General features: G+C 39.0%; 12 protein-coding genes and 1 pseudogene. 12 read left to right on the top strand and 1 reads right to left on the bottom strand.

Features of this window, described 5'->3' with window-relative positions; genetic code table 11:
• Positions 1–58 precede the first annotated feature (58 nt).
• The 8 genes from L1271_RS15735 (at position 59) to L1271_RS15700 (ending at position 12,408) form a co-directional block, all read left to right on the top strand.
• On the top strand, positions 59–2,260 hold the full coding sequence (locus tag L1271_RS15735; RefSeq protein WP_235368254.1) for a hypothetical protein: 2,202 nt from the start codon (positions 59–61) through the stop codon (positions 2,258–2,260).
• Positions 2,253–4,388 (top strand): hypothetical protein, encoded by a 2,136-nt coding sequence (locus L1271_RS15730; protein ID WP_235368253.1) that lies wholly within the window; start codon positions 2,253–2,255, stop codon positions 4,386–4,388. The genes L1271_RS15735 and L1271_RS15730 overlap by 8 nt, the downstream gene beginning before the upstream one ends.
• Positions 4,378–5,016 (top strand): YMGG-like glycine zipper-containing protein, encoded by a 639-nt coding sequence (locus L1271_RS15725; protein ID WP_010603767.1) that lies wholly within the window; start codon positions 4,378–4,380, stop codon positions 5,014–5,016. The genes L1271_RS15730 and L1271_RS15725 overlap by 11 nt, the downstream gene beginning before the upstream one ends.
• Positions 5,016–5,504 (top strand): hypothetical protein, encoded by a 489-nt coding sequence (locus L1271_RS15720; protein ID WP_010603766.1) that lies wholly within the window; start codon positions 5,016–5,018, stop codon positions 5,502–5,504. The genes L1271_RS15725 and L1271_RS15720 overlap by 1 nt, the downstream gene beginning before the upstream one ends.
• Positions 5,505–5,513: 9 nt before the next feature.
• Complete coding sequence (locus L1271_RS15715; RefSeq protein ID WP_235368252.1) at positions 5,514–6,500, top strand: Calx-beta domain-containing protein; 987 nt, start codon at positions 5,514–5,516, stop codon at positions 6,498–6,500.
• Positions 6,501–7,067: 567 nt separating this feature from the next.
• Positions 7,068–8,306 (top strand): class I SAM-dependent methyltransferase, encoded by a 1,239-nt coding sequence (locus L1271_RS15710; RefSeq protein ID WP_235368251.1) that lies wholly within the window; start codon positions 7,068–7,070, stop codon positions 8,304–8,306.
• A gap of 10 nt (positions 8,307–8,316) precedes the next feature.
• Positions 8,317–9,063: an autoinducer binding domain-containing protein gene (locus L1271_RS15705; RefSeq protein WP_010603763.1), complete on the top strand. Its 747-nt coding sequence runs from the start codon at positions 8,317–8,319 to the stop codon at positions 9,061–9,063.
• Positions 9,064–9,462: 399 nt separating this feature from the next.
• Entirely contained in the window at positions 9,463–12,408 is a 2,946-nt protein-coding gene (locus tag L1271_RS15700; protein WP_102058377.1) for an AAA family ATPase, read from the top strand.
• A gap of 342 nt (positions 12,409–12,750) precedes the next feature.
• On the opposite strand, the gene L1271_RS15695 is transcribed toward L1271_RS15700, so the two are convergent.
• Positions 12,751–16,851, bottom strand: a complete 4,101-nt coding sequence (locus tag L1271_RS15695) for a PKD domain-containing protein (protein ID WP_235368250.1) — start codon at positions 16,849–16,851, stop codon at positions 12,751–12,753.
• Positions 16,852–17,008: 157 nt separating this feature from the next.
• Between L1271_RS15695 and L1271_RS15690 the strand changes: the two genes are divergently transcribed.
• The 4 genes and pseudogenes from L1271_RS15690 to L1271_RS15675 all read left to right on the top strand — a co-directional run.
• Positions 17,009–17,785: a complement resistance protein TraT gene (locus L1271_RS15690; RefSeq protein ID WP_099031941.1), complete on the top strand. Its 777-nt coding sequence runs from the start codon at positions 17,009–17,011 to the stop codon at positions 17,783–17,785.
• A 672-nt stretch (positions 17,786–18,457) separates the two neighbouring features.
• Positions 18,458–20,569, top strand: coding sequence for a TonB-dependent siderophore receptor (locus L1271_RS15685; RefSeq protein WP_174169538.1), 2,112 nt, complete (start codon positions 18,458–18,460; stop codon positions 20,567–20,569).
• A gap of 117 nt (positions 20,570–20,686) precedes the next feature.
• Complete coding sequence (locus L1271_RS15680; protein ID WP_235368249.1) at positions 20,687–21,853, top strand: DUF1624 domain-containing protein; 1,167 nt, start codon at positions 20,687–20,689, stop codon at positions 21,851–21,853.
• Between the two features lie 191 nt (positions 21,854–22,044).
• Positions 22,045–22,295 (top strand): annotated as a pseudogene (locus L1271_RS15675) (transposase); the annotation flags it as partial.
• Positions 22,296–22,394: the final 99 nt, after the last annotated feature.

Raw genomic sequence — 22,394 nt, 5'->3', positions numbered from 1 at the left:
GTTTTTAGAAGCTATTAAGGTTTAATTACTTCTTTTTTATATTTAAAAGTGATTTTATATGAGTGCGGATCCAAAGGAAGCGGAAGCTGGTTCAAGCATTGGCATCGAAACCAATGCATATGAGAATGATGTTCCTCAGCAACTGAGCCAGTTTGATAGTAGTACGTTTGAAGAGGCCGTGATCCAAGGGAACAGAGATGTTCAGGTCAATAACTATTTTTCAAACGCTGATAAGAAACCACTGAAGTATGAAGCACTTCAGTTAAGAACGTTTCCAAAAATTGCGAGTAATGAGGTCATTTTAGATGACATCAAGTTAGCCGAACTTAACAACTTCCTCGTTTGTCACAACTGGCTGATTATTGGAAAAAATAACGAGAATGCCTTTTATCTCTCAGAGGCTATCGCTGCTGCTTTACAGCACACCGACATATCATCTTACTACATACGTCACAATTCATGTCGAATGACTGAGTATTTAGAAGCAAGATTTCCTTACGTAGAAAGTCAACACGCTTATGTTATTAGGCAACCAATAGAAGACCTAGAAAGTTTCGAGCGCTTTATCGAAACCCGTGAAAATCTAAATGCACTGACGTCTAAACTAAAAGCACGTAAGGCAACGCTGCTTATGGTATTGGATAGTAAAGGCGATAGTGACTGTCCTAGAAGGATCCAGGAATACCTGCGTTTCAACTCTGTAAGTTCTATGCTTGGTTATTGGCAGCCTGCAGTTCACTTTACACATGACCCATTACCTGTGGCAGCACTAGATAACGACGACTGGTTGGACTGTTTAGTTATTACACTAACTTGTTGGTTTAACAATATGCCACTGGTGTTGTTTCAAAATGCAATTGCTAAGGCATTTGACCATAAATTAAAACAAGCTAAAGAAATAGGAGAAGGAGTCGAAGCGTTAACTCATGCTTATGCTGGTTGGCAGCAAGATCCTGATGCGTTTTTAAAATTAGCTGGGCTTGAGCTCACATCACCGTCGGGCTTAGGTATTTGTTGTATCAGGTTAAGTTCGATTAAGCAGGCAAGCGTATATCGAGAAAAGTTGCTTACAAACAATCCATTCCAACTAGCTGTACTCTCGCCAATTATTGAGGAAGTCATTTTTGATCAGGATATAACAAATGAACTCATTGACATAGATGCACTTTTTTCAGACCTCGCCTACTTCTACTTAAAGCTTTCTGAAGTCGGGGTAATTACTATTAACAGTGACTACCTATTAAAATTATTTGAACGTTATCGTCAGTGTCCAAATTCAAAAATAATTCATTTTATCTCATTTGTTAGGGCGCTCTCTTATCAAGATAGATTCAAAATAGCCATCGATGAATTTATTTATCAACTACTAGGGCAAGTGGAAAAGAAAGAGAAAGATTTAATATCTATTTCAGACTTAGAAATTCATATTGACAACTGGGTGCCAGTATTTAAATCAACCTATGAAAATAAGCTTAAAGAGATGGTGTGTGATTTCAAAAATCACCTCTATTTTTTGTTTAATACTCTAGCCTATTCAATTGAATTTGAAAGTGAGTCTGAAGTTTTGTCATTAGAGTATATATTTTCTAAAAGCTATGAGCTTGGGTTGGATAAGAGTAAGAAATGTCCTAGCTTTGCGCTGCTTCGCTACTATTTTTCAGGGTATTTATATAGCGACTCCTTTCACTTATTAAAAATACTTAAAAGTATACCTTCCGATAGTGAGAAGTGTATTTTAACTTTAATGATTGTGAGACTTTTTGTTTTTAGTCTTATGCATCGTGTGTTAGAGGGAAATAACCAAGTTGATGATAAGGCTACCTCCTACTTGATTACGTTAATGTTTGAAGAGGGGGCGGAAGAGTTAATTTACCAATTGCTCGCGATGCCAAGTTTGAGCGAAAGTCTAAAGAAGAGAAACATCACAGCATTTTTAACCACATCAATTTATATAAAGCAAACGCTGCTCCAAGCGCAATATATCACCGATGAAAGCGAATATGAGCATTACGACATGATGCTTACGGAGTTAAATGAAAAATTCAAACGATTGAATCAATTGTTTGCCATTGCTTGCACCAGAAAACAGTACGAGCAAATTAAAGCAGATTTAAGAATTCAGCGAGATAAGGCGGTAGAGCAGTACAGAAATTGTAGATCAGATAAAGAGTTGAGGATGCTACTAAAGCTAAAAAAAGGCGTGTTAAGCGAAGCTATTAAACAATTTAAAAAACCTAGAAGAGAATCCTACCATGCATGAAAGCATCTCTAATTTGAGCAACTTAATCAGAAAAGTCGATACTAACTTTCACAATCCGAGAGTTCATGGAGAAGGATTTGTTGTCACTTGGAATAAGAAAACCAACCAAATCGTAACCAAGCAAGGTTTGCTATCTGATTTATTTAATAAGAAACATTATGAATATTTCTTTGTTAAATCTCAGACAAAACCAATCGTCATTAGCAAAATTCCATTTGAATGGCATGAAGGTGCAAGTGAGATTGCACTAGAGTTTTACGCTACCTTTCAGCTTAAAATTACAGATCAAACTGAAGCACATAAGTTAGTCGAAATCTTGAGTATGTCAGGCACGCCGGAAAAAGGATTATTTAATTTAATAGATAAGCACCTGCATCACTGCATGTCGAAAATGTATAAGAAATGCTTGGACTCACAAAATAGCAACTTATTGGATGAGTTTTATCAGCAAGAGCTACAGCGTGGAGAAAGCAGTGAATTAAACACTTCGGTGTGCGAGCAAATGCAGCAAGAATTAAAAGGAATGGATTTTAATATTGGCTTTACGTTGCGTAATGCACCAGAGCGATATGCCGAATTTAAATATAGTACCAAGATAAAAGAAACGGGCTTAGAAGTAACGTCCGAATGTCAAATGACATTGAATAACTATCAAGCCTATCGCAAGTCTGAAATTAGCGATATCGAGGGGGTGGTAGCACACATGAAGGCGGGTATTGAGAGAGCAATCCGTCAGCATATTTTGGGCAAATCTGAAATGGATCTGCTGAGCAACTTCAAAACGGCAACGAGTCAAGACGTCTCTATCTCCGATCAGGTTAAAAATAGTGTTAAGCAACAAGCTACTGCGATTGGTTATGAACTTAATTCATTTCATACATTACCAAACATTGCTCCGCTGAGGTTATTAAATGGGTTGATGCTCACGTTTGATAAAGAAGATGGCGCATTTAAAACGGGGATGTTTGGTAGCCGTGTACGGTTAAATATTCGCATGGAAGTTAAGGCGAAAGAAGGAGAGTTTGAGAAATACCGTCACTTATTTGCAAGTAGTGAAAACGACAATCAGATTGATTTGTTAGCAATAACGCAAGCGCAAATTCTCGACAGAATAAAAGTACTAGTACACGACATTTGCAAAGAAGTGATGTTGAATGACAAGTTTAATCATTACAAAGCATTAAGTCAGTTTGAAGAATTAATCCGGCCTCAACTTGAAGATGAAATTGGCAAACGATTAAGTGAACAACATGGCTTGGTGGTAAGTATTAAGTCACTTATGGCAGTTGAATCTGAAGATGCCATGAGGCTTGAAGAGCTAAGAGGTAAAAAAATACCAATCCAATTTAAGCATTTTTTTGGTGGACAAGACGGGATTGGTGCCGAGTATTCATTCAGTGGTGCATTTGAAGTGCTCGGTCTAGTCGTCAGTGACGCCGGTGGTGAACATAGTTGGGAAACGTTTGAAAAATGGGATTTTGGTTACCGAATTGATTCTCCTGAGCGTCATACCAACACCGCCCTTAAAGGGAATGACGATAGAGTCTGTAAAAAATTGGCGATTGAGAATGAACTAGAAGATATAAAACAGGAAGTTATTAGGCTTTTCAAGGCATCAACATTACTTATCCCTTCCATTACGCTTTGGGTGAATAAACGCGAGTATAACGCAAAGTTACAAGATGAATTGCTCAGTGAGGTATCGGCTCTGTTGAGGCGCAGCCGAGGAATGGATCTACTGATTGAAAGACTAGAAATTAAAGACGAAAGCCTGATCCAAGCGCAGCTTGATAGTCGAGATCGTAAGCTCAAATCAATTGCCGATGTCGATAGTATGCGTTTAGAGCAGCGTTTAGTTGATTTAAAACAAAGCAAAGACGAAAAGCAAAAGCTTGCGGACGAAGTTACAGAAAGAAGATTGAGTTTCCTGCGCGACAGCGATGATTTTGAGGACTTACTAGACGAAAAAGAGCGTATCGAAAATGATTACCGTCATTTAAATACTAAAGAGTCGACCATAGAAGAGCTACTGCCAGCCCCTAACAGCCATGCCTCGAGCGATATCGAAGAATTAGCTGATGTACTTACTAAATCCAATAACCAGTGGGAAACGAACGATGAAAAGTAGAAAAAACCTTGTTGCTGCTTCAATCATGACAGCTTTGCTATCCGGGTGTGCAATGACTGACGACACTCAAACTCGAGCTGAGGGAGCATCGACAGGTGCACTCATTGGTGGTGCGCTTGGTTTGGTGTTAGGTGACAATAAGCAAGCCGCTATGATTGGTGCATTGATTGGTGCTGTTGCCGGTGATCTTTATGCCAAGAGTGTGGTTAAGAAGAAGCAGGATTACGCTAATACTGAGTTATATATGCAAGATGTGATTAAAGGGGCACAAGAGAAACTTATCGCAGCAAAAAATGAAAGAGAAAAAATTCATTTGGAAATAGAAGGTTATACCGCGCAGTTAGAAAGCATTGAGGCAGAGTCTCAAAAACGCAGTGCTGAGTATAGTAGCTTAGAAACGCAAAAAGATAGTCTGTCTAAAGCGGTTTCCAAGTCAGCTAAGTTAGTCGAGATATTGACTGAAGAAATTCAGTACCAAAAGGACGTGCTGGCACAAGAAAGAGAAACCGTTTCTGTGCAATTAGCCTCACATAGTGAAACGGTTATTCAACAACTTCTTGCTGAAAAGAACGAGCTAGAAGTCATGCAAGCCCAGCTAGCTTCATTAGATAGACGGAAATTATATTAATGCTGAAGCGGGTTATATATTGCTTGTTTTTGTCTTTGCTAGCAGGTTGTAAGACGACAGGTGATCCGACAACTGGTGGGTTGTATGGATGGAGCGAAGAAAAAGCAAAGCAACGACAGGCACAGCTAAACCGAAGAGTAGTGGATATCGAAGCTCAAATGAATGCGATTGAGGAAGAAAATCAAGAGCTTGAAAGTGACAAGGTACAACTAACACAGTTGATAGTAATACAAAGTGAGAAGTTAAACGCTTTAATTGCAAGCCATGATGCGTTGCTGGATAAGATAGAAACATACAAAGGTCTTGAACATATTAATCAGACAAAAATTAGCCAGCTGAAAACACGTTACCCATGGCTCGGCCTGAGTCGAGAGGAGGTATTGAGACAATTTCAGGAAGCGGCAAGCGAATCACGACAACAGCAAATGCTAAACCAGCTAGAGAGTGAGCTTGAATCACTAGCACAAGAAATAGATATGATACTTTGAGTAATGTAGATGTCGATTAAACCAATAAAAGCACAATATTATTGCAACAATATAGAACACTGCAGCAATGCTCGGGCGCATAAGTTATTTACTAAATCATATGCCAACAAGTGTAGTGTTTGTGCTCAGCCATTACTGTTTGCGCGTTGGCATTTTTCGTTTGTCACTTCCTTTAGTTGGGTACTTTGTTTATCAACATTGGCAGCGCTATCTTATCCATATTTTTTTCCTAAAGAATATGAAAATATTACTTTTTCTGGTGTGAAGACTGAAGTTCAAGAGTCTAATGCCGTTGTGGAAGTTACTATTCATCGAACAACAGGCATTGATTTAGTACAACAGATAGAGTTGATAACAGAAGATGGTACTGCAAAAGCAGCTGAGGACTATCGAGCCCTTGATATTGCTTTACAGTTCCAGCCTGGTGAAGTGCAAAAATCAATAAATATTCCCATTATTCCTGACTCCGATGTCTATGAAAACAATGAAATGTTTTACATTAAGCTGAAAAATGTGAAAGGGCAGCCATCACATATCGTGATGATTGTCGAAGCTGGAGTAAACAAAGACTTAGTGGAAAAAAGCAGCCTTTTGGTAAGTAACCTTTCAGCTCTTGCAGCGGACCTTTCGAATGATTTGAAACAGCTTGAGATCCTTGGTAACTATCTGTCAACCAAAGAAAATCCAAAGGCGAACTTGGTCAAGAATTACCGTAATACTCAAGATAATATTCAAAGAGCGAGAGAAAAATACATCGTTCTTTTTAATGACGCTTTAGATTTGGACCCTAATGTTTTGAGAAATGCATTGGATTCCCACCTTGAAGCGCTGAAAAAACAACAGTTTCATACTCAATATGAAGCAACAACTGTGATGAAAGCTCAGTTACTTGACTACTTGAGTTCCAGAGTTTCTAACTCGCCTAAGTGGCTCGAGGAGTTAGGTGAGGTAGTAAAGCTTGAAGTGAAAGCAAATAACAATGGTAGTGTTATCTAATCTGAGTTGCTTATTTATTGGGCTAACTTTCAACTAAGCCAATGGGCAGTGCACTCAGCGCTGCTGCATACTCCCCATCAACAGAAGTGAAAATCGAGAGAACTTTTGTTCATTATTCGATGAGTTAGCAATAGCTCATTGAAGCACCCTCAAATACTGCGAGCCTTTGGTTTACGGTGTTTAAGTTCAACCATTACATCGAACTACAATATTTACCTGTAAAACTTTCAAACAAAACGATTGCTGACTAAAGAGCTGGCAGAGGGTTGTCTGTAGCTGACGTTTGTAAAAATACAGAGCTAATTTGAGATCCTTTTATATCAAGTGCTACAAGTAGCACCTTGCTTTACGTCCAATCTATTTCCTATTTCTTTCCTAATCCATTAACTAATTGATATTAAATAGCTTATTGGTTTGTGAATTTTCCAAATATCGGCCTCTGGCATCTGCCATTATCGCCTTAACCTTATGTCTATCGGGCAAACAAGCAAACGCCTGATGTAAGGTGAACTCTGGCTGCAGACAGATTTTACCTCTCCTTTAAAAACAGAATGAGAGGAATTTACTATGTCTTTTAAAATAGAAGCATGTAATTTAAATAATATTGATGTCGCAGTTAAAACGTTGAAAGAAAACTATGTGGAAAACTTTCCAGCTATCAGAGTTACTAAAGATAAAATCTTAGGTAAAGGTATTTCTCTATACCTACTTAGTGATATAAGCCAAGTTCCACACAATCCAATAGCGACTTTTGGACTGAGCAGTGCGTATGAAGATGAAGATGTTTGGAAAGAAGTAAGGGCATCATTAAGCGATGACTTTGACCCTAAAAAGGATGCAGTTGTCGGCCAGCTTAGTATATCGAGTAAAGATGTCGCAATTACCAGAGTCGTTTATGGCCTGTTATTAGATAAAGCACAACAGATGGGTTATGAGCGGTTGTTTTTTATCCTGAGAGGAAATGTTGATTTTTATAAAAAGTTATTTAACGCTATACTGATTAAAAGTGATTGCAACTATGATATTGGGGTTGATAGAAAAATATCTGCTCTAGTTGTTGAAACGAAAGAGATAAAGCAAAGGGGCCTTCGCTTCCTAAATCGAAACTTATCATCTTGCTTTAATAAGAGTGATAGTCTAATTAAAAGGGAAATTATGAATAAATCTCATTGGGATGAATATAGTAGTGCATTTGACTCTATTATTACTCCACCACAGGTTGAACTTTATAATACAATTGCTCCGCTGTTGTCAGGAGTTGTACTGGATGCTGGATGTGGAAATGGAAACTTAGCCGCTTTTGTTAATGGTGAGGTTTCTACTTATCACGGCGTCGATACATCTCTTGATATGGTGCAAAAAGCCAACGCCAATCTGCAGAGACTTAAAGAACCACAGCGATTTCAAGCATTTCATGTTCAACTCGAAGAATTTGTAAATACACATCAATACGACGTGATTACATTAATAAACAGTGTTTATGCGATGGATAATCCTTCTTTAGTTTTTAAACACTGCTATAACTTACTTGCTCCGGGTGGCCTGTTAATTATCGCAAACCCCAATGAAAACATGACAAAATCTCACATGGAAATGATGATTGAGCTGTATGAATCGCAATTTAGTGGCAATCCTGCTGTTGCAGACTTTAAGAGATTGAATTTACAATTTGTCACACAATACCAACATTCGTTTTATACTTTAGATAAAATTGAAGGTTGGCTAGAACAAGCTGGACTGTCTGTAACAAACCGAGACTGCACTCACTTTCATGGTGCAATGAATTTAATCGTAGCTAAAAAGTAGGAAAATAAAAATGCGCTATCAAGATCTAGTCGATTTGTTGAATGCTTCGAATCAAGCAGAATACACTGCAAGTTTTTATCGTGCCATATCACATATCGGATTTGATAGCGCAATTTATGGTTTTTTGCCAAGCCATGAATTTGTTAAACACTTGAACCAAATGCCTATCATACTAGCCACCGAAAACGCCCCTCTCGATTATTTAAAGTACTATCAGGAAAATGAAATTTTTAAGCCTGAGAAGGATATCTTCGTGGCTCAAATACTGTCAGGGCATCGAAAGCCAATCAATTGGTGGCGGGACTTACAGAGTTTTAACCCCACTGAGTTACAAGTTGCTACCTTAGCCCATGCAAAAAACGAATTTGGTCTCAATAACGGTTTTGTCGTCCCGCTCATGTGCGACCACAGAGGCTACGCTTGTGTTACTTTGTATAGCAATTTAAGTGATAAAGACTTTAATCATCTGGTACAGGAAAATGAAGAACAAATCGGGTTATTTTGCTCGGCGTTGAACAGCAAAATCTTCTCAGATCCAAACTTAGTTGCCGAGTTATACGACAATTATATAAAAATGAGCGATACAGAGCGTCAAGTGATGCGATACTTGGTTTCGGGGAAACCGATGAAGCAAATTGAAGATCATATTGGAATAACCTATCGCTACGCTGCAAAAGTAATTGATAAATTTAGAAAAAAGCACGGAAATGTGCCAAAAGACAAATTGCTCTATTCGTTAGGGCACTACTTTAGTTGATTTAACGCTAGTATTTCATATCTGATTTATCGTACTAACGGACGAGTTTGTCTTTAATGTGGCAGGTTACTCTGAGCGAGGAGTGGATATTAATGCTAACTTATTTTTGGACAAAAACGTGTTTAGGAGTTGGATGATTACTATTACTTTGACTAATGGCTTTGCATAATAATTTTTTGCGACGGAACAAATTATTGCAACGGCTTGTTGCAAAATTAGGTCGGTAGACTGTTAGACGAATCACCTCTGTCCTCCCCAATTTACACCAATAGAGCTTTTGGAAGAAGCTAAAGCTGGCTCTATTAATTATAAACTTATATTTTCAATAAAATAGCATTTCTATGTTACGATGTGCTTGTCAGTTAGGGACAATTACTAGGTTAGCGTGGAAGGTAATAAATGCTCAGTATCGATGAAGCAGAAACAAAGTTTAAAACAATCTATTCTGAAGTTATCAATAATCTTGGCTCTATCGCTAGCGAGGAAGACTCAAAAATTCAAATATTAAATAGAATTTTTACAGAGTGCTTAGGCTGGGGGTTTAGTGATATCAAAGCTGAGACTAAACATGAAAATGGGTTCTCCGACTACATCTTTCGTGCAAGTGATACCCCTCAGTTTGTTGTTGAAGCGAAGAGAGTAGGAAGGCTAGATGTAGAAGTTGCTAAAAGAGATGCCATAAAGTACCTCAAACTTAGCGGATCCGCCCTCAAAAAATGTAATGATGGGATTGATCAAGCATTTAGTTATGCTTCTCCGAATGGCCTACCTCTTGCCATTCTAACTGATGGTTTAATATGGGTTGTTTTTAAAACACATATTCCTGGAGAGAATTATAAGAATAAACAAGGTATTGTTTTCCCGTCGCTTGAAGCAATAAAAAATGATTTCAGCTCATTTTTTGAATTATTATCAAAATCTAATGTCGAGAATAGGGTATTTAACTCAATATTTGATGATGTTCATCATAACAGGATATTGATAAGCCATAACCTAAAAGCTCCTATAGATGATACAGAAATAAAACTAACAAAAAGGTCAGATATTGCTTATGATCTAGAAAAGGTTTTCGCGAATTTCTTTGAGAGATTATCAGGAGATGATGACGATGACATGATGGTAGAATGTTTTGTGGAGTCTCATGAAAGCCGTATCGCTGATTACTCTCTAGAAAAAATAACTACCAGTGTATTAGGAAACCTCTCTCGTGAAAAAAACAATGTGGATGGAGAACTGTCTAGAATAATATCCAATACCATTGAATCAGAAAATATAGGTGAGTCAGAACAATCTATTTTCATTGTTGGGCCTACAGGTTCTGGTAAAACGGCATTTTTAGAGCGGTTTTTTAGTAAAACTCTTTCGAAAACGATTAGAGATAAGTGTATTGTTCTAAATGTTAACTGCTTAGATGCATCAGGTGATGAGCAGACAATCGTAAATTGGATGATAGAAAGACTGATTGCTCAATTAGAATCTCAATTATATGCTGATGGAATACCAACTTGGGATGACTTACGAGGCTTATATCATGGTCAATATCTCAGGAGAGTTAGAGGAGTAGACAAAGAACTGTATGAAACAGATAAGTCAGCATTTAAAATTAAGTTTGGTGATTTTTTAGAGAATGAAGTAGAAAAAGACAGGGAAGGTTATTTAAATAGAATTTTAAAAGATGTCTTGAACAATAGACATATGCTGCCAATTATCGTCATAGATAATACAGATGAATTTTCTTTAGAATTTAAAACTAGAATATTCCAATTATCTAATTCGATAAAGAGAGAAATTAACCACTGTATGTTATTTTTCCCTGTTACGGATAAATCAGCCTGGATTTTTTCTAAAACTGATATATTTAGCATTCATCAATCTCGGTCTTTTTTCCTTCCAACTCCGTCGCCAAAAGAAGTTTTTAGAAAGAGAATCAACTATATAAATGGAAAGCTGTCTTCACCATCTTCAGAGGACGACAAGAAGCTCTACTTTTCTAAAAAAGGTATTGGTATATCGATTACAGATATTAATAGCTTTGCGAAAGTAATTGAAGATGTATTTGTCAATCATGATTATACATCTAAAACACTGGGTGAACTTACCAACTTTAATATACGAAGAACTCTCTTGCTATCTCAGAGGGTTATTACCTCCCCGATCATAAGGATCGAAGATTTAATAAAATCTTATATTTCTGGAAATATGGTTACCACCAATTTCACTAAGTTTATAGAAGCATTGATTTTGGGGGATTACACCGTATATAAGCAAGGTGATGCTCCTGAAATATGTCCTATATTCTGTGTTTCTGGTGGTTATATTCAATCGCCATTATTGAAATTAAGAGTTCTATCATTGCTAAAAGCTACACAGCAAGGGAATAGATCTATTGAAGACAAGCACTTAACAGTTCCTTCAATAATCAGCTATTTCGATACCATGGGTGTTCATGAAGCAACTATAGAGCATACGTTAATAGAGCTTTTCGAATTGGGTTTAATTGAGCCATATGATTTATCGATGAGTAGCTTGTCTAATAATCAAAGATTTACAATATCTTATAAAGGTAGTTCCCATCTGCAATTAGCATCTAGAAACAGTGTATATTTCTACCAGATGGCGCTAACAACACCGATCGATTGCTCTGATACTTCTGAAAAAATCAGGTCTACTTATAAGGCCAATATTAGGTTTATTGAAAAAGTAAATAGAATCAAAAATATATTTTCAGACTACTTAATAAAAGAGGATGTAAAATATATATCTGAACCTAATCATTCAGAAAAGTATGAGCATCAAGTGTTGATGATAAAAAATATAGCTGGTTTTGGCAGTCGAAAAGCTCCTGAAGATGAATTGGTATCGACTTTCGGTGATTACTATAAAAAAGGGACTATTTTACGAGGCGTAGATGCAGTAGTTGACGCATTTGATGTAAATGACAAGAGTGGTTTTGCGAATGTGGAAAGTTATGAGGAAAGCGTCTATTTTAATCTAATGCAGTTAAGAAGCTTAGGTGTTGAATTTGTACATGATGGTGATATTTTAAGATGTGACATTGCCAGAGGAGATAATGGAATATATATAGAGAGAGTTCATTATGTTCTTGATAACAAAGAAGATATAATTGTAGACGATTGCATTATAACCAAAGTGTTTTCTCATAGAGGGTATGGGTTTTGTAAGTTTGGTTCTTCTGAGCAGGACGCTTTCTTTCACAAAACAATATTTGATAAAACAACAAGGAAAATACTGTCTGAGGGATTTAAATTTAAAGCAGAAATTATACCTGGGCAGAAAGGAGACTATCAGGTAAGAATGGTGATACCTGATGCAGGTGCTAACTGAAAACATAATTAACAGCTTAGATAAGTAGCTAAAATTAAGGACCTTTTAGTTTGTATTTGCGTTACTTTTCCTGAACTATAGTACCTGAGCTAGACTGTTTTCTCTCGCTCACTTTTGTCCAAATACGAGTTAGGCGAACGTCCGCTATCGTAATTAGATTTAAGATATTAAGTTGCTGTTGAACCGCCGAGTTTGACACACATACAACAGCCAAGTTTAATTTAGCCCTGTTATTCTGGTTTATTAACGTCTGGTGGTTTAGCTGTGGTCTCTAATTAAGTCAACTATGGCTAGGTTTTATGCCCACTCATCAAATTGTACATGAGTGGGCCTGCTTTATTTTTAGTTTGTTGAGCGATCACTTACGATAGGTGATGGCGGGTTTTTGGGCTTATTACTCTGGTGTAGCATAAAGTAATATTGTTGGCGTTCATTGGATTGATTATTGATATCAATACGTGCAACTCCTGCTATTACGTCTAAACCATCGGCACTCTTCACCAAGGGGTAGTCGTTTGGACCGAGAGAGAGTAGGGATACTCTGTTGAATACCAAAGTCTCTACATTCTGAACTGTTTGATGTTGGTTATCTTCACCGACATCAAAATAATGGTTGCCGCCGTATACATCTTTTCCAATGTTACGCATAAATGCCCCCATACTGATAAGGAAGTTGTTTTCAACTTCAATGCCTTTTAGCCCATAGAACAGCTCATGCTCACCGACAAATACAATTCTTCCCCCCTGTGCAGCAAATTGTTTTAAGCGACTGACTTCATCCGGAGAATATGAGTTAAGTGGAGTCCAGAGTACGATAAGTTTTATTTGTGGGTCATCAAGATCCCAATCTTCTAGAGACTGATATGTAATAACTTCAAAGCCTAAATCTTCCCAAGTACTGTACAGGTAATTAATAGATTGGCATGACCAACTGCAGCGAGAATCATGAGATCGATCTAGGACTATTTTAGAACCTTGGGCACGAAGGCTGTTTCCTGAAAAACTGGCTAGGTTTTTCGCAAATTGCGTGTTATCAGCTTTGTAAATCCGCTCATCATCTAGAATATTGACATCATTGAATACGATTAAATCTCCACCAGCTGCAGGTGCGACGTTACTGTCAAACGTAAAACCAATAATTGAATTTGCTCGGCTCCCCTGACTATCTGTCGCATAGAGTATAATGTTGTTTTCACCTTGAACAAAAGACTCCGCTGGTTGAGTGAGTGCGAAACTGCCACTATTAAGCGCAAAGCTAATGTCTCTTTTAGCCTCTCCATTTATAGAAATAAATAATTTGGCGATACTTGATTGAACTGTTTCAATCTTGCCTTCTATTAAGATGTTACTACTCAAAATTGCGCCAGGTGTTGGAGACAATATTGTGATTTGTGGTGGAACTTTTAATGTTAACTCAGATGTTGGCTCCGAAATTGCGCGATAAGCGCTTAAATCGCTTTCGTTTCCTGTTAAAGCAACATCTATGATACATGCTTCAAGCCTGCTTTTTATGCTTACATACTTTTGGCACAATTCTTTAACCCGTTGATATTCCGCACTACCAATTTGTGCCTCTAACCTCGCTTGAGTTAACAATGTTCGTGGAAAGTTAAGGTCAACGAAGCTTTCAGGGGTCTCATCATTGAAGTAGTCGAACAAAGAGGATTCGGATGTTACACGCCAACTATTGCCGTAAATATCATAAAGTTGATTGAAGTTACCTTTGTCTTCAATTTGATTGCCGTTAGCATCCGTTAAGTCATTGTCGACGTTGCCATCAAAGTATCCTAGTAACCCATTAACGCTGCCTGCACGAGAGTTTGGTAAAAGCACTTCTGTCTCGACAAACTCACCCCGCCGATACACTTTTAGTAATGAGGTGTCTGGCCAAGTTATTTCGTAATGACGATTATTTTGTTTAAAGATACTTGCTTGATTAGAAAGCTCACTAGCACCGTTATTCAATGTTTGTAATTGACCATCAATAAGCACGGCAAGGCCTTCATCATTGGGGTAAAAGGTGACTCTTGTTCCTGCGACATTTGCGGCGACAGCGGCATTGAAAGACACGTGTTGATTGCCAGGGACTGCGACATAACGGCCCTGAATCTCAAAAGTGTCGATATTGGACTTGGCTAAGATATACTCACCAACGCCATTAAATCCATAGTTTAAGCCGTCAAACGTACGTAAGTTTGGGTCTCCTGTGACACGAGCCTGCTTGCGCGGGTTGCCTAGGTTGTCGTCAATTGGGTTGCTACCATCTACGGGCTCACCACTGAGCAGAATTAATTGAACTGGTTGGTTGGTGTCCTCGGTAACAGTGATTGTAATGCGCTCTGGTTGAAAACCCGATTTAGAAGCGATCACATGATAATCACCAACTGCGAGTGGTGGAGAACTAAAGGCGCCACTGGTATCGGATGATAATTGTTGAGAAAGGCCAGTGCTTACGCTTGTTAGTGACACATCAGCGTCTGATATGGGGCTACCGTCAACGTCGGAGATAGCACCTGTAAGCGTATTGAATTGAGTCTCAAATGGGCATACTTCAGAGCCCCAAATTGGTTGCTCCAAATCATAAAGAGGAATCTTTTTCTTCTTAGCTTTACTTGTCAGCCCAAGAATATCGCCTACAAAGCCGTAATCTAGGTTGGCATTAACTCCTAATCCTACTGAGAGTTCAAGTTTACAATTTGGCTCATGATCTGCGCTTTTGTAGTTTGCTTTAGCAGCATATTTTGCATATGGGCCCATTGCTAACCCTGCTCCAGGGCCATCTAACTCTATCTTATTCCCAAATGGTAATGGTACAGACAACTCGTAAGCAGAAAGCATAAACTGTAGCTCTGCTTTTACTTTTGCTGATGTTTCACCTGATAGTTCGTATTCAGGTCCAATTTGAGATATGACAGGCACAAAGCTGTGAACTGGGCTCAGTTTTTCGTTTTGATATTTGAATCCGGTTCTATAGTTTCCTGATGCACTAATACCCATCTTTAAATTTGCTTTACCAGCAACAATAACATTAGCGCCAAGTTGTGGGTGTAATTTGACGTTTAAAAATAAAGGAATAGGCCCCACGAATAGCTTAACATTTTTGTTAATAATGGGATTGAATACCTTGCTTTTGTTCAGGCCTCCTTTGTAACTGTAGTTCGCTTTTAGATAAGTATTAGTGAGGTAATCTGCTTGAGCAATTGTAGAAAAGTGAGTTACCTCACCACGAATAATTGAAAACTCTATTCCTATCTGGGCGCTTGAGTTCATCTTTAGTTCTACAACAGACGTGACTTCAGGGCTTAGTTTTTGTTGCAGTGTTCTTGAGAACGTTAAGATAGGAACATCTACACTCGACTGTACCGTATTATTAGCAGTTGAAATCGACTGATTAAGTGTCGCTGCTTGGTTCGTAATAACAAGGTCTAGTTTAACGTCTGCATCTGGAAAAGCGTTGTGTAATGGTGCTTGCGAGGTAGTTAAAATATTACCATTAATATCAAGAACCTCACGCATAAACCCGGTGTCGCCATCAGTGGTGACACCGACTATAATATCACCGACTTGTATGTCGCTTAACGCACCTGCGGTGAGTGTGAGCCTACCCATCTCTGGGGTAATTTCTACTCCCGATTGGCCATCAACGATAAAGGTTGTGTAACCGTCAACGGCTCTTGTTGCCGGTTTCAATTCGCTGCTCGGGTCTAATGTAGCGATGACTTCAGCATTTTCAAGCGGTTGCTCATCATGGTCACCTGTGTAGTCAACAAAATCTATTGCTTCAGCAACTTCTACATTGGCGCTTGCAGAGATAGAGTAGCCTGATTTATCTGAGACTGTGACCGTAAACTCAAGGTTATCTCCAGTGTAGTCTTCAGGGATTTTTAGTGAAGCAAAATCAGGTTTATCGTTATCAATGTTAAGCTCTATATCTGTTGATTCTTCCCATACAATGCTGTCAATTTCAACGGCACTCGATATATCTGCTTTTAATTGTGCCCACGACCCTTTCGCGATGCTCTGAGGTACTTGCAATTGAATCGTTATGTTGTTCAGGTTGTTTACGGTAACAACTACCTGATCAGTAGCACTTCCTCCTTCATCATCAATAACTGTTAATTCGAAGCTTAACTCCTCGTTTTCTGTGACATCTGGAGCCACAAATGAGGAAATTGCGTTGCTTTGGTCCGATAGCAAAACTGGGGGGCCTGAAAGTTGCTGCCACTGGTAGCTTTTAATCACCCCATCGTTATCTGTGCCACTACCGTGTAATGTGACGGTTGCCTTTTCATCGACCGTTTGATTTTCTCCTGCTTGAGCAATCGGTAGGCTGTTCGTTGGTTTATTTATATCGTTATCTGAGTCCCCACCACATGCGACTAAAACGCCTGTTAACAACGTAATTAGGGTTGTGCGTAGAGGAATGTATTTATGCAGATCCATAACCATCCTTATGTATTTGAGCGAGAGCAAGTTGCTTTGAAAAAATAAGAATGCGTGAAAAAAACAGCATGAGACAGGGTCGAAATTTCCACCTTGTTCAGTATCGGTTCATTGAATAAATTAACTAGGTGTTAATAAAATCAAAAGGGTTATGGACATGGAACACGGCACTATATCACAACAATCTACAGGAAAATCTATATCAGGCGTTTGGAATTTGCCTTTACTGCTTTGTTTGCTCTTTCTGTTAGTGCAGCTGGCTGGGTGTAATGCGATGCACACTGCGGTGAAAAAGCGAGATTTAAGAGTTGAAACTAAAATGAGCGACTCTATATTTCTAGATCCAGTCAGTCAGGACAAGCGCACAGTGTTTTTGCAACTCAGAAACACATCGGATAAGCAGGATTTAGTCATCGCTAACGAGATACAAACTGCATTATTGTCAAAAGGCTACAAGGTTGTTAATGACCCAGATGCAGCGCACTTTTGGATCCAAGCGAATATTCTCAAAGCTGGCAGAACAACCGCTGATGAAAATCGAGGAATTTTAGCCCAAGGCTATGGTGGGGCTGTAGCGGGTGCTATTGTTGGTGTTCAGTTTGGTAGTGGTCGAGGACAAGCTGCTGCAGGCTTGCTTGGCGCAGCTGCGGGCTTTGTTGCTGATGCAATGGTGGAAGACGTTTATTTTAATATTGTTACTGACTTACAGGTTTCTGAGCGCGCGAAATCGGGTGTCGAAGTACAAGAAGGTAATAGAGCTAAACTAAAGCAAGGTAACTCAGGCTATAAATCGGTGACTTCAAACGAGGTGACCGACCGTAAAAAGTATCAAACACGGATCGTTTCTACAGCGAATAAAGTAAATCTAGAATTTGTTGAGGCTCGACCTAAGCTAGTTCAAGGTTTAGTAAATTCTATTTCGGGTCTGTTGTAGCAAGGTGTGCGGTAATAATGGAAATATAGTATTAGCATGGATGTGAGGCGCCAATACTATATTTCCAGCTATTTTTAACTGTTATCGGTCGCTTTTTACAAATACTGCAACCAAGGTGATGGATCAGCGTGTTTTTAGTGGCTAATTCATTTTGTAGGCCAATACAATACCCCAATCAAAGTGGTCAACGCTTAAATATTCCCCATGATTTGTGCCTAATAATAATTTGGCTAGTGTGTAACGTAAAAGTAGCGCGTACAAATGCAGAAAACAAAGGTGTGCTGGGAACCGAGCCTATTCTCTTGGTGCACGGGTTACGTTTTTGCGTAGCCTTTCTAGCATAGCTAAGCTTAAATTCATTGCAGCGAATGTGATGAGAATAAAGTGAAGTGATGGTGGGCACTTCGTCACATTAAATACCGACCTTGCTTTCGGTATCACTGAGCTAAAGTGTCACCATGCCACCGTTTTACCGTAAATATTCCCGCCTTGTAACAGCACAAACAGCATGAGGAAAATACTACCAAGTGTCAGTGCCGCGCGCTCAAGCAAGTGAGAGCTTTCGACCAAATACACAAAAAAAGCGTCAATTGACAATTTATTAAATAACAACAATACGCGGCGGTATGTTATATTGTATCAAAATTTAAATTCCAGAAAATAGAGATACCAGTGAACAAAAAATTACTACTCTCCCTCATTTTGGTGGCTAATGGCACCACTGCGCAAGAATCAGCTTCAAATCGTAGCCCAAACGGGGAGATAGAGCATATAGAGATTAAACAGTTTCGGCAGCCCTATCGTGGTAATGTACCTTTAGTTCAAACGCCTCAAGCAGTCGATACCATTAGCTCAGAACTGCTTGAAAGCGAAAGTATTACTCGCTTTATGGAAGCGTTAGAACTCACACCGAGTGTTGTTAGGCAAAATAACTCTGGAGGCATGTTTGATAGCTTTGCTATCCGTGGTTTCTCGGGTGATGAAAATAATCCATCAGGTTATCTTGTCAATGGTTTTAATTCTCGAGGCTACAACGGCAATAGAAGTACAGCCAATATCGAAAGCATTGAAGTCATGAAAGGTCCAGGCTCTGCGTTATATGGGCAAGGGGAGCCCGGTGGCACTATCAATATCATTACCAAAAAGCCTCAGTTCGAAGAGCAAGGTTATATTCAAGCAACGTTTGGTAATTACAGTAAAAAACAGTTTGAATTTGATTACACAAACTCAGCTACCAAAGAAACTGCTTATCGACTAAATGGCGCATATGAAGATTCAGACACACATAGGAACCATGTTTCAATCAATAGCTTGCACTTATCGCCGTCGGTACTGTGGAATATTTCTGATGACACGAGTCTGAGCTATGAAATGGAAGTACTCAATCAGAAAAAGCCGTTGGATAGAGGTGTGTATATTCTAAATAATAACTTTGATGACGTTAACACGGACGCTTTTTATGGTGATATTCGTGATGGTGCGCACCAAGTTGAAGCCTTAGGTCATCAGTTAGTGTTAAATCATAAGGTAAGCGATGATTGGCACATACTCACCGGGTTTGCTTATCGAGATTCTTCATTTGAAGGTGTATCTTCAGATACCGAATTATCAGATGGTCGACAGCTGATATACACAGACGCGAGCCTACTTTCTCGTCAAAGACGTGCTCGAGACTACCAGGCTTTGGATGTTTCTGCGCGTATTGAACTCAGTGGTGAAATTGAATTAGGTAGTGTAAAGCACAACATTCTAGTGGGTGTTGATCACTATAATTTTGACATTGATACTGATTATAAAGTATGGCGTACGGCATGGGGGTCGGGCGATACCACCTATAGCATTAACCCAAATAACCCAGACTACACGCAAACACAACCAGAACCTGTATTAAAAACGTTGACCGAAGAAAACCAAAAAGGTCTTGGTATTTATGCTCAAAACTTGATCGAACTGACCGAAAAATCGAAAGTATTAGTGGGTGTCCGTGTTGATAAATTTGAGCAAGACATTCTTAACCTTCGTAGTGATGAAGCGCAAAGCCAAGAGCAAACCGAGTTTACACCACGCTTGGGTTTTATTTATAACGCGAATGACAAAGTTAATCTGTACACAAGTTACGCAGAAGGGTTTAGGCCAAATCCAGGTTTAGATTCTAATCGTAATGCGTTTGAACCAGAGGAAACTAAATCATTTGAGATTGGCGCTAAATGGCAAGGTGTTGCGGATCGTTTCTCGGGTAGCATTGCACTTTTTGATGCGCAAAAAACCAATATGCTTACCGCTGAACCTGACACGGGCTTATCGGCAACCTTGGGCGAAGTAGAAAGCCAAGGTATTGAATTTCAATTAACGACTGAGTTAACCGACGATACTGTGCTTGCGCTTGCTTATGCTTATACCGACGCAAAAACCGCAAATGATGTGATTAATGCAGACTGGGGCGTGCCTATTCCCAAAGGCTCACGTTTGATTAATGTTGCAGACCATATTGGTCATGTTTCACTGAAGCATTACACCACACTTTTAGGAAAAGAATCCTATCTTGGGGCAACCGTGAATTATGTGGGTGATCGTCTGGGCGAAACAACAGACGCAAACTTCATTTTGCCATCCTATACGCTAGTTAATTTATCGGCATCGGTTGAATTAAATGACAAGGTAAGTGTGAAACTGGACATCAACAACCTGTTTGATAAGACCTATTTTGAAAACTCCTATCACAAACTATGGACCATGCCGGGATCACCTACAACATACAGCGCAAGTGTGAAGTATCAGTTTTGATCCCTAATACGAGCGTAAAGTCTTAGCATATTTTAAGTCTTCTGCTTGTCGAGAGAGTAACAGTCTGAGTCATTTTACTTGGACTGTTTTTTCGTTTTTAACACGAGAAAGAGTGTAATGAATAATCTTCAAAACAGTAAAACACGGTTGTCTTCTATCGATATACTGCGTGGCATCGTGATGTTATTTATGTTGGTTGACCATGTGAGAGAGCGGTTTTTCTTGCATGTACCAGTTCTTGATCCAATGGACATTCATACCACGAGTCCAGATCTGTATTTTACCCGTTTAAGTGCCCATTTTTGTGCGCCTATTTTTGTCTTTTTGACAGGTTTATCGGCTTGGTTGTATGAAAACCCCGCAAACGGTGCGAAGCGGTCGGCCCAGTCATTTCTTTTAAAGCGTGGCCTATTTTTAATTTTACTTGAAATGACACTGGTTAATTTTTCTTGGTTTGGCGCGTATCAAACACTGTACTTGCAAGTTATTTGGGCAATTGGCGTCAGTATGGTGGTATTGGCACTGATGGTCGCTTTACCCCGCAGGGTGATTTCAATATTGGGTGTAAGTATTGTTGCTGGTCATAATTTATTGTCGCCCATCGAGTTTGCACCGAACGAAATAGGTTATACCGTTTGGACTATTCTGCATGACCGAGGTTATTTAGTAACAGATGCTGTTGTTAACGTAAAAGCGTCTTATCCGGTTTTACCTTGGATTGGCGTTATCTTGTGCGGCTATGCGGTAGGGCCTTTATTTTCAGGCTCAGTGTCATCGCAAGCACGTAAAACCATTTTATTGCAAAGCGGAGCTGCGCTATTAGTCGGGTTACTGGTTTTAAGAGGGTTAAATCTATATGGAGAAACACTTGATTGGTCTCAACAGGCAACAACACTTCTTACCACGATGGACTTTTTTAACTTTACTAAATATCCGCCGTCTCTCGATTTTATTTTACTTACCTTGGGAGTTGGTGCATTCGTATTAGCGTTTTTAGAGACTAATGCGCTCAGAGTATTAGAGCCGGTTCGAGTATTAGGGTCAGCGCCGATGTTTTTCTACATTACGCACCTATACGCGCTACTTGTTCTTAGTATATTGGCACAATGGCTATTTGGTGCGAATCAGCACTATGGTAGCAGTCAAACTGCATATTTTGGCTTTTATCATGTTTGGCAGATATGGCTATTCGCAATGTTTTTAAGCGTGCTTTTATACCCATTATGTAAATGGTTTGCAGGTTATAAACGAAAAACATCAGCGAGATGGGTAAAGTATTTTTAAATGTTGTTTAAGTTGTTGTTCTTAAAATGAAATTTCTTTAATTGGAGCTGGTGAGCGAATGGCAGACACCCACCATAATACAGATGCGAGTTGTGGTTGGTGTCTGTATTAGCTTGTAAGCTCCTACTGGGTTGAAGCAAAGTTACTGATGTTAGGAGCCGTGTTTTGTATTGATGTCTGTGCTTGTGTCTTATGAACTTAGATACTATATAGAATTGGTTGAACTAACAGGTCAATATATTCGAGCCGATAAATGTGGTTATATCAACGAAGCTCAGCCCATACTCACTCTGTTAAATATAGAGCCAGAAAACTGAGCACCCAATTTTCTCGGGTATTTCACGGTACTGTTGGCCGAGAGCGAACAATAGCCGCTTACTGTGAAACACTACAAAAACGACGACGCATAAACCTAACAAACTTCGAGCGCTTGTTGGCTTAGCAAAACTCACATGCTCAACTCTAGAATTTCTTACTTTTGTATTTGCAGGGCATTATCGTGTGCGATAACACAGTTTTAGTGTAGGGATACGCTTAAGCG

This window comes from Pseudoalteromonas sp. OF5H-5 (genome assembly GCF_021530695.1).
Lineage (GTDB): Bacteria > Pseudomonadota > Gammaproteobacteria > Enterobacterales > Alteromonadaceae > Pseudoalteromonas.
Note: the sequence above shows the minus strand (reverse complement) of the source record. Positions and strands in the feature narration are given on the sequence as shown.

Excerpts from the sequence above, each read along its gene's own strand:
- L1271_RS15735 (WP_235368254.1), top strand. The coding sequence starts at position 59 with ATGAGTGCGGATCCAAAGGAAGCGGAAGCTGGTTCAAGCATTGGCATC.
- L1271_RS15730 (WP_235368253.1), top strand. The coding sequence starts at position 2,253 with ATGCATGAAAGCATCTCTAATTTGAGCAACTTAATCAGAAAAGTCGAT.
- L1271_RS15725 (WP_010603767.1), top strand. The coding sequence starts at position 4,378 with ATGAAAAGTAGAAAAAACCTTGTTGCTGCTTCAATCATGACAGCTTTG.
- L1271_RS15720 (WP_010603766.1), top strand. The coding sequence starts at position 5,016 with ATGCTGAAGCGGGTTATATATTGCTTGTTTTTGTCTTTGCTAGCAGGT.
- L1271_RS15715 (WP_235368252.1), top strand. The coding sequence starts at position 5,514 with ATGTCGATTAAACCAATAAAAGCACAATATTATTGCAACAATATAGAA.
- L1271_RS15710 (WP_235368251.1), top strand. The coding sequence starts at position 7,068 with ATGTCTTTTAAAATAGAAGCATGTAATTTAAATAATATTGATGTCGCA.
- L1271_RS15705 (WP_010603763.1), top strand. The coding sequence starts at position 8,317 with ATGCGCTATCAAGATCTAGTCGATTTGTTGAATGCTTCGAATCAAGCA.
- L1271_RS15700 (WP_102058377.1), top strand. The coding sequence starts at position 9,463 with ATGCTCAGTATCGATGAAGCAGAAACAAAGTTTAAAACAATCTATTCT.
- L1271_RS15695 (WP_235368250.1), bottom strand. The coding sequence starts at position 16,851 with ATGGATCTGCATAAATACATTCCTCTACGCACAACCCTAATTACGTTG.
- L1271_RS15690 (WP_099031941.1), top strand. The coding sequence starts at position 17,009 with ATGGAACACGGCACTATATCACAACAATCTACAGGAAAATCTATATCA.
- L1271_RS15680 (WP_235368249.1), top strand. The coding sequence starts at position 20,687 with ATGAATAATCTTCAAAACAGTAAAACACGGTTGTCTTCTATCGATATA.